The sequence below is a fragment of the Serratia sp. H1w genome, from assembly GCF_000633355.1.
In the GTDB taxonomy this organism is placed as follows: domain Bacteria; phylum Pseudomonadota; class Gammaproteobacteria; order Enterobacterales; family Enterobacteriaceae; genus Chania.
On record NZ_AYMQ01000136.1, the window covers coordinates 1 to 10826 of the forward strand.

Genomic DNA, 10826 nt, shown 5'->3' on the forward strand with positions numbered 1-10826 from the left:
TTTTACATCGGTAGCGACAACTATCTGCGGGATATGACGATCCACGGTATGTTCGAGGCGCAGGCCGCGCGAACCCCGGAGCATATCGCCCTGGTGTTTGACGGCGTGAGCCTGACCTACCGGCAACTGAATGAGCAGGCCAACCGGTTGGCGGCTTACCTGAGAACGCATTTTGTGTTGCAGCCGGACGATCTGATTGGGCTTTGCCTGGAAAGATCGGAGCGCATGATCGTCAGTATCCTGGCGGTGTTGAAAGCCGGGGCGGCTTATGTGCCGTTCAGCCCTGATATGCCAGCAGAGAGAATGCGTTGGACCATCGACAATATTCAATCCAGCGTCATTCTGACGGAGTTGAACAGCCAGGAAACGTTGGCCGAGCTGATTGATACCGAGAAGACAACACTGCTGTGTGTTGACGATCCTCAGTTCATGGCAAAGGTCGCCGGTCAGCCGGTTGCCAATCAGGTATCCAGCACCGGGGCTGGAAATCTGATTTATGTCATCTTTACCAGCGGAACCACGGGAACGCCTAAAGGGGTGATGATTGAGCACCGCTCCGTCGCCAACCTGATTGAGGCGCAGCGAAATGTGTTTGGCACCGAAATCTGCCAGGCTGGGGAGCAGGCGAAGAATTACCTGTTCTACTCGAACTATACCTTTGATGCCCACGTTCTGGATGTTTTCAGTCCGTTGCTTAGCGGCCATTGCCTGCATATGCTGTCTGACGATGCGCGTCTGAACTTCGACACGCTTGCGGCCTACATACAACAACAGGCGATTGATATCGGGTTTGTCCCCCCTGCGCTGTTGAATAACAATGAAACACTGAGGCTTTCCACTCTCATTCTGGGCGGTGAGGTAGCCAATAGCAGTACGATGGAGCGCTATACTGAGCAGGGCGTGAAGGTCGTTAACTGTTATGGTCCAACGGAAACCACGGTGTTTGTCACCAGCAATGTTTTCCAACCCGGTGATAGCAATACCCTCATCGGCCAACCAATAGACAATGCTGGCGCCTATATTCTGGATCGCGACCTGCGGCCAGTTCCCGTGGGGGCTGTTGGGGAGCTTTATATCAGTGGCGACTGCGTAGGTCGTGGCTATTTAAACAATCCTGACGCGACGCACCAGGCGTTTATTGCCAACCCATTCCAACGTCATGAGGATCAAACGCGTGGGCGTCATGATCGGCTGTATAAAACCGGCGATGTCGTGCGTTATCTGAACGATGGCAATATTGACTATATTGGGCGTGCGGATTCCCAGGTGAAGATCCGTGGCTTCAGAATCGAATTGACGGAAATCGAAAACTGTCTGGCCCAATATCCACGGGTTGAACAGGTTGTCGTACTGGCGCAGCAGCAGGATCCGGGACACAAGTCGCTGGTGGCCTATTATGTTTCGCCAGAGGAATTGCCAGTAGCTACGCTGTCTGAACATCTACAGCAGCGTTTACCTGCCTATATGATCCCCGCAGCGTATGTGCATTTAACCGCGTTGCCAATGACCATCAACAATAAGTTGGATCGCAGGGCCTTGCCGGTGCCGATATTTACCGATGAGGCGAATTATGTTGCCCCTGGCAACGAGAGCGAGATGCTGGTGTGTCGCGCCTTTGCGCAGGTATTGCAGCTTAAGGAGAGCGCGGTTGGCATTACCGATGATTTCTTCCGTTTAGGGGGGGACAGTATCAGCAGTATTCAGTTGGCGAATAAACTCAAACAGCTATCTGGTTACCATCTCACGGTTAAAGATATCTTCGCCTACCGCACAGCCAAGGCGTTAAGCGCCTATCTGCTGAAATGTCAGGGGGATAATGCCGCGGTTATCCAGTCAGAGCAGGGGATGTTGGCGGGGGAACTTCCCTTGTCACCGATTCAACGCTGGTTCTTCCAGGCAGTAGAGTCGGGAAGGTTGCCTGAGTCTGGTCATTGGAACCAGGCATTTATGGTTAAAGTGCCCGCGCTGGATGTCGGGTTACTGCGTTTGAGCGTGGCTAAGCTGGTCGAATACCATGATGTTTTGCGAGTGGTTTACGCTAACGATCCTGTTGCCGGCCATTACCGCCAGACGATAGCGACGTTGCCGTTTGACGCCATCAATCAACATGATTTCACAGCCGTTCAGCTCGAAGCGCAGTTGACTGCCTGGCAGAACCGTTTTGACCTTGAACAAGGGCCGCTGTGCCATATTGGTTATATTGCAGGTTATGCCGATGATACTGCGCGTATCCACGTGGCAGTGCACCATCTCAACATTGATGCGGTCAGTTGGCGGATCATCAAGGATGATTTGCACCGGCTTTACCAGTTCTTTGCTGAGCAAGGTGACAATCTTGATGCGACGGTCGATGCTCAAACCATCCTGGGCCCGAAAGGAACGAGCTATCGTCAATGGGTTAACGCTCTGCAAGACTACCCTGTCGTGGCAGTCAAAAACCATCAGGATGAACGGGGATACTGGGATAGCCTGACGGCGGATTTACCAGCCTGGCATCAGCGTTTGGAGACTCATCGCGTTGGTAAACTTAATCGCACCACGATATGCCTGTCGCCAGAGTACACCCACAGTTTGTTACGAGAAATTCACCCTGTTTATCATACGGAGGTGAACGATATTCTGCTGACCGTATTGGCGGATGCGTTATCGCAACTGGTTGGCGGTGACAGTCAGTATGTGCTGCTCGAAGGGCACGGTAGGGAAGCCATCTTTGACCAAGTGGATGTCAACAATACCGTCGGCTGGTTCACCTGTATGTATCCGGTCAATCTGTGCGTTGAGCATCGTAATATTGTGCACAATTTGCCGCTGATTAAAGAGCGGCTGCGAGCTCCAGCCCATCATGGTTTAGGCTATGGTGTGCTGTTTGATTATCCTGCCCAGTCGATGCCCGCCGTGACGTTCAACTACCTTGGACAATTCGATGGCGAGCAACGGGATGGCGAGTGGGCATTCGTCAAGGACTCGGCGGGGGAGGCATTATCACCCAATAACCGCACCACAGACTTTTTAGCGCTGAATGGCGGGGTGTTAAATGGCCAATTGCAGTTCCTGGTGGAAGGGGAACTGAGTGCGGAGCAGCTGGAATGCTTTGCCACGACTTATCAGCAACGGCTAATACAGTTGATCGATGGGCTAAAACAGTCACCGCGATCTTATCTCACCGAGTCTGATGTTAATGGCGTGGTCAGCGCTGGAACGCTAGCCGATATTCAGCAGCATGAGGAGGTGACGGCGATTTATCCGGCCAATAGCCTGCAACAAGGGTTTATTTATCACTACGTGCTGCAAGGCGATATTGATAACGCCTACCGTACGCAAATGGTATGGCACTATCACAATGCGTTAAATATCGAACGGTTAAAACAAGCCTGGCAATGCAGTCAGGCGAAATACCCGGCGCTGCGGCTAAGATTCTCCTGGCAGGAGGAGTTTGTGCAGATTGTCGATAAACAAGGCTCGTTCGGTTGGCAATTTATCGATATCAGTGAGCAGGATGAAAGTGCGCAAGCAAGCGCCATCGCCGAACTGATCGCGCAAGATCGGCAAGTCAGCTTCGATCTGTCTGCCAAAGGGCTATTCCGGCTTTATCTGGTCAAATGTGCGGCAGAACACTATGTTTGCCTGTTCAATAACCACCATGCCATTCTGGATGGCTGGAGTTTGCCGGTCCTGCTCAATGATGTGCATCAGAATTACCTGCTGCTACAGCAGGGCAAAATGCCGCAGCAACAGGAAGATACCAGCTATCTGGAGGCGCAGGCATTGCTACAGGTGGTCAGCCAGGAAACCGAATTGTTCTGGCAAAACTATCTGGGCGCAGTGGAAGTGCAGGAGAATCTCGGTGGTCTGCTCAGGCCAGAGATGAAACACATCAATTTAACCGAGCATAAACACGTACAAGATCCGCAGGCGGTATCGACCGCATTTGCTGGTGAGCTTTATACCGGGCTGAAGGCGCTATCCAGGCAGCATGGCGTCACATTAAATGCGTTCATGCAATACTGCTGGCACCAGCAACTCAGTGTTTATAGCCATGCGGACCTGACGATTGTGGGGATGACGGTATCGGGGCGCACCCTGCCGGTTGATGATATAGAGCAATCCGTTGGTTTGTATATCAATACGCTACCCGTTGTGCTGGCGCATGCGGATGAGGCGATTATCGACACGGTAAAACGCCTGCAAACACATATTAATGACATCAATAGCTACAGCAATATCAATCTGAGCAAACTGCAGGATGCCGGGGTTCGCCTGTTCAACTCGCTATTTGTCTTTGAAAACTACCCGTTGCAGGACAGCAGTGACGACAGCCCATTCAAGCTGGTTTTTGAGCACAGCGAAGAAAAGCTGGATTATCCATTAGGCGTCACGGTGTTTGAAAAGAATGAGCGGATTGAATTCAAGATTAACTATGCCGGGGAGCTATTCAGCCGCAGCGCCATTGAAGGCGTTCTGCAAGGCATACGCTTAACGCTACAGCAGTTGATCGCAAATCCTGCCATCAGTCCTCAGGCGCTATCGCTGCTGAGCAAAGCGGAGTATCAGCAACGGGTAACCAACCAGCCGCTATCTCGGGTTGCCGTTGAGCGTAACAAACTGGTCGGTCAGCTGTTTGAAGAGCAGGCCGCCAGAACGCCGGATAATCTCGCATTGGTTTATCAGGATACTCGGTTGACCTATCGCGAGTTAAATCAGCGGGCGAATCAGTTGGCAGCTTTTTTGCGGGCGAATTTTGCTGTGCAACCTGATAGCGCCATTGCCCTCTATTTTGACAAGTCTGAATATATGGTCATTGCTATGCTGGCGGTGCTCAAGGCGGGAGCGGCCTACGTCCCGATCAGCCCTCAGGCGCCAGCCGACCGTGTGTGTATGCTGGTTGACGATATTAAACCGGTGCTGATTTTAACGCATCAATCTCAAGGCGAACGCCTGGCGACCTTCCTGCCGAACCGCGATTTGACCTTGCTGGAGATTGATAACCTCGAGCTTGCCAAGAGGTTGCTGGAGCATGACGACGGCAATATGCTGCCCGCAACGCAGCCTAGCGATTTGGCTTACGTTATCTTTACCAGTGGGACCACTGGCCGGCCAAAAGGGGTGATGATTGAACATCATTCGTTAGTCAATCTGGCGACAGCGCAATCCGATTTGTTAGCTATGAACACGGATGCTGAGCAGCTCAACACGCTGTGGTACTCGGAATATGTGTTCGATGCGCATGCACTGGATGTATTTTGCGCTTTATTGAATGGCCATTGCCTGCATATTCTGGCGGAACACCTGCGTCTCGATTTTCTCGCTCTGTCAGGCTATATCAGGGATCATGCGATTGATTTTGCCTTTATTCCTCCGGCTTTACTGGCGCAAAATGAACTACTGCCATTATCTACGCTGCTGGTGGGGGGCGAGAGTATTGATGCGACCCTGGTTGACCGCTACTGTGAAGCCGGTGTCCGCTTGATCAACGGTTACGGACCGAGCGAAACCACCGTGTGGGCTACGGCGCGGCTTTATCAACCTGGTGACGCCAATACCAATATCGGCCTGGCCATCAATAACGTTTGCGTCTATCTACTGGATGAATATCTGCGCCCGGTTCCGCAGGGAGCCATTGGTGAGATTTATATCGGTGGTGCTGGCGTCGGGCGTGGCTATCTGAACAATCCACAGGCTACCTCCGACGCATTCATTGCCAACCCTTTGCGCAGCGAGGCTGACCGTGCCCGTGGTGAAAATGCTCGCCTCTATAAAACTGGCGACCGGGGGCGCTATTTACCGGACGGCAACATCGAATACCTGGGCCGCAATGACTTCCAGATAAAAATCCGTGGGTTCCGCATCGAGCCCGGGGAGATCGAGGCCCGGCTGGTCGAGCATCCTGCCATCCATCAGGCACTGGTCATGGCCAGACGCAATCAGGCCGGGTACGCCCATCTGACGGCATACTACGTCGCGCAGGCCCCGCTGGAACTTGAGACGTTGCACGACCATCTGCAACAGGCTTTGCCTGACTACATGATCCCGTTGGCCCTGATCCACTTGACCTCTCTGCCGATGACCGTCAACGGCAAGGTGGATCGTGCGGCGTTGCCGGTGCCTACCTTTGAGGCACAGGCCGATCGGGTGGTACCACAGACCGCGACCGAGCACCAACTGGCCGAGGTCTTTGCCGAGCTGCTCGGTATTCCACAAGACAGCCTCAGTGTCCTTGATGATTTCTATCGCCTGGGGGGCAACAGCATACTGGCGATCAAGCTGACAGGGCGCTTAACCCGGACGCTGCAAAAAAACGTGCACGTCTCCGACCTGTTCCGCCTGAAATCCATCCGAGCACTGGCGGCCTTTATCGACGGTGAAGCGCAGGGCAGCCAAATCATCCAGGCACCGCAGATCGCCCGGCCTCAGGAGCAGCGGTTGTCGTTTGCCCAGGAGCGGTTGTGGTTTATCGATACCTATGAAGAAGGCAGCAACGCCTACAATATCCCGCTGACGCTCAAGCTGCAGGCCGGTACCGATCCGCAGTACGTCGTGCAGGCGCTGATGAAGGTGATTGCCCGGCATGAAGCGCTGCGCACGCTGATCTTGTGCGATGACGAAGGGCAGGGGTATCAGCAGATCGTGCCGGCCGAGGCATTCTCACTGACGATGGATCACACCCAGTGCGATAGCCTGTCAACGCTGCATGCACGGCTGCACGACCATCAGCACCGGGTGTTTGATCTGGCGCGGGAATGCCCGATTGCGGTCCACGGCTATACGCTGGCGGGTATCCACTACGTCAGCATTGTCATTCACCACATCGCGTTTGACGGCTGGTCTGTGGATCTGTTGCTCAAAGAGTTACTGCACTACTACCGCGTATGCACCGGGGAGTTCAACGACGAACTGCCGCTGCCGCCGGTTCAGTACCGGGAGTTTGCACTGTGGCAGCGCCAGTACCTGCAAGGTGCCACGCTGGATCGGCAACTGGCCTACTGGCACAGCCAACTGGCCGACTATGAGCCGCTCAACCTGCCTACAGACCATGTTCGTCCGTTGCAGATGGACTACCGTGGTGACGATATCACCTTCCAACTGGATGCGCAGACCAGTGCCGACCTGCGGGCGTTGGCCGCGTCGTTGAACGTCAGCCTGTACACGGTGCTGCTGAGTGGCTATTACCTGCTGCTGGGGGTATACAGCAACCAGCAGGATATCGTGCTGGGAACGCCGATAGCGGGCAGGCATTACCCTGGGGTGGAAGAGACCATGGGGCTGTTCGTCAATACGCTGGTGCTGAGACGGCAGATAGATGCCAGCCAGACGGTCAGGACGTTTATCGACCAGACGGGACAGCAGGTGAATGAGGCGCACACCCATCAGGATCTGCCGTTTGAAAAACTGGTGGAGGCGCTGAAGACGGAAAAAGACAGCTCCAGGCACCCGATATTCCAGGTGATGTTCAGCCTCCAGTCGTTTGGTGCGGCGGGACGCACGGCAGGGGAAGGCCGTTTTGAGCAATATGACGCGCAAGACGGGGCCTATAAGGCCGCGAAGTTCGAACTGACCGTGATGATGGACGACAGTGAAGAAGCGATCGGCGGTGTGTTCAACTATGCGACTTCCCTGTTCAGCGCGCAGACGGTGCAGAACTATATTGCCACCTATCGGCATATCCTGAGCCAGTTGAGCACTCTGTGCGATCGGGGTCGTTCCCTGTCAGCGGTCCAGTACCTGGATCCGCTGCAATACGAACACCTCATCTGCCAGAGTAATGACACGGAATGTGACTATCCGCGGGATATGACGATCCACGGAATGTTCGAGGCGCAGGCCGCGAGGACCCCGGAGAATATCGCCCTGGTGTTTGAGGACGTCAGCCTGACTTACCGGCAACTGAATGAACGTGCCAACCGGTTGGCGGCTTATCTGAGAGAGCAGTTTGGGGTCGGCTCTGGCGATTTGGTGGCACTGTGTCAGGATCGTTCTGAGCATTTGCTGGTGGCAATACTGGCCATCTTGAAGGCAGGAGCTGCCTACGTACCGCTGGACCCTTTAGCGCCCGATGACCGGGTCAGCTATATGCTGGAAAACGCCGGTATCAATACCATATTGATTGCCCAGCTTGGCGAAGAGAAAGCCAGCGCACTGGCGGCAAGCGGCAGACACATCGTCGATTTGACCGATCGGCAAACGTCAGGTGACATTGCTCGCTACTCTGGCGAAAATCAGCCTTGGTCGGTTCGGTCTAGCGAATTGGCGTACATCATTTATACCAGTGGGACAACCGGCAATCCGAAAGGTGTGATGCTAGAACATCACAGCGTGATCAATCGTATTGTCTGGATGCACAAGCAATACCCGATCACCCCTCGCGATCGCATATTACAGAAAACCAACTATACCTTTGACGTTTCAGTATGGGAGCTGTTCTGGGCCAACTGGTACGGTGCCTGTATCGTTTTTGCTTCTCAGGCAGCCTATAAAGATAATATTTATCTGGCCGAACTGATTGAACGGCAGCAGGTGACCACGCTCCATTTCGTCCCTTCCATGCTATCGGCATTCCTTGAAACCCTGGAAGGGCAGAGCGCGTTGCAGGCTAAGCTGGGCAGTCTTAACTATCTGTTCTGCAGCGGGGAGGCATTAAATGTCGCTGAAGTACGGAAATGCCAGCGATTAATACCACATTGCCAGATCCATAACTTATACGGGCCAACGGAAGCCACGGTCGATGTCCTGTTCTATGACTGTAATTCACCATCGATCAACGATGTACTGATCGGTAAACCGATCGATAACACATCGGCTTATGTGCTGAATGCGCAAATGCAACCCGTGCCGCCGGGGGCGGTCGGTGAGCTATTCATTGGCGGCGTCGGGGTGGCCAGAGGGTATTTGAATAATCAACCGTTGACGGATAAGGCCTTCATGGGCAATCCATTCCAGACGGAGGATGAAAAGCGCAGGGGGTACAATAGCCGAATCTATAAAACCGGCGATGTGGTGCGTTATCTGAGCGATGATAATATTCAATATCTTGGCCGTAATGATTTCCAGGTTAAGGTCAGGGGTTATCGTATCGAGCTGGGCGAAATTGAAACTTGCCTGGCGAGCTATCCGAATGTTAATCATGCGGTCGTCATTGCCTATCAGCGTGGAGCCAACGATAAATACCTGGTTGCTTACTATGTTAGCGCACAGGAAATCGCCAGCGAACAGTTGGCTGAGCACCTGCGAGAGGCGCTACCAGACTATATGGTGCCTGGCGTGTTTGTTCATTTAACGGCGCTGCCGGTGACTTCAAATGGTAAGTTGAACAGAAAGGCGTTGCCTGAACCGAAGGTGACGCATTCTGTAAGCTATATCGCCCCGGCAAACAAGATCGAAAAAACATTGTGTGAGCTACTCGCCGATACGCTACAAATTTCGGTGGAAGAAATCAGTATGGAGGACAACTTCTTTGCACTGGGTGGCAACAGCATCTTGGCAATGCGGCTGAACAACCGGATTAACCAGGTACTGAGAGTCAAGATACGTTTGCTGGATATCATCAATGCACGTACGCTAAAAGCGTTGTCACAGGAGATTGCGCAGGCTCAAGGGAAATCCTTCGATGCGATCGTGCCCTTTAATTCCATCACCGAAAAGCAGCAGATGTTTATGATCCATCCGGGGATGGGGAACTGCTCGGTCTACCAATCTTTGGCCAATCGGCTCAGCGATAGTTACTGCTGTTATGGGGTTGACTCGTATAACTTCTATCATGAGCAGAAGATTGAACGGCTTGATGAATTAGCACGTTATTATCTGGAGCAGATCGATCGCAGTCTCGATGTCAGCAAGCCGGTCAATCTATTAGGGTGGTCACTGGGCGGGAAGATCGCATTGGAGATAGCTGCCCACTTGGAGGCGCGGGGCATTACGTCGATCAATATCTATCTGCTTGATACCTGGTTGTTAAACGAGGATAGCTATCAGTTGAATGAAGCCTCATTCAATCTGGACGAGATGATGGATCGGTTGCATATTCCTCATTATTTAAGACATAACGTCGAGTCGGTCGTTTTATCCGATCGCGTATTGAATGCACAACCGCTTTCGGCGGTGTTAAATCATGCGCAGATAGTGCTATTTAAGGCAACCGAGGAGATCCAGGGCGAGGAATTCCAACAATATCGCCATAACAACATTGAGACGGGTGTTAATAACATCGCCCAATTACGGACGTTTGAAATTGCAGCCAGTCACTTTACCTTGCTGGAAAAGGAGGATGAGTTGCTGAACCACATCGGCTAACCGATTGCTGATAAAGTGGTAATAGGCTTAATTTGTAGGGGGCGAACATGTTCGCCCCTATTTAACCTACTGATTATCCATTCGATTGCCATATGCAGCCAAACGGGCGCAGCATGCAGCGCCCCTACCTCGGCGAGGGTTTGTCCTTGAACGGATGAAATGACGATGAATTATATTTACTGCTCACGCATTGATGGGCTGAGTAGGGAACAGCTTTATTCTCAGCGTAATTTACTTGATCAACCCCAGCAAACTACATTCGATCAATTCAGATTTGATGATGACAAACGCCGAATGTTATTGGCGAGAATGTTGCTACGTTATGCATTAACCAAACATGAGGGTTATCAGGAACCTCACTTTCCTCATCTACACTATCAGCAATTTGGCAAGCCAGCGGTTATGGGGATGAAGGGCGGGTTTAATATTTCACATGCGGGCGTCTGGGCTGTGTGCGCTTATAATCCCCTAGGGGATATTGGCGTTGATATTGAAAAAAGGGTTCCGATTGATATACACGATTATACCCAATAAACCTCAAG

General features: G+C 52.6%; 2 protein-coding genes. Both read left to right on the top strand.

Translation table 11 applies throughout. The features are described from left to right. Positions 1 to 48 precede the first annotated feature (48 nt). Positions 49 to 10284 carry a non-ribosomal peptide synthetase gene (locus U869_RS0126770; RefSeq protein WP_232785402.1) on the top strand — a complete coding sequence of 3412 codons (10236 nt, stop codon included), beginning with the start codon at positions 49 to 51 and terminating at the stop codon, positions 10282 to 10284. A gap of 159 nt (positions 10285 to 10443) precedes the next feature. Continuing rightward, positions 10444 to 10818 (top strand): 4'-phosphopantetheinyl transferase superfamily protein, encoded by a 375-nt coding sequence (locus U869_RS0126775; protein WP_157834772.1) that lies wholly within the window; start codon positions 10444 to 10446, stop codon positions 10816 to 10818. Positions 10819 to 10826 lie beyond the last annotated feature (8 nt).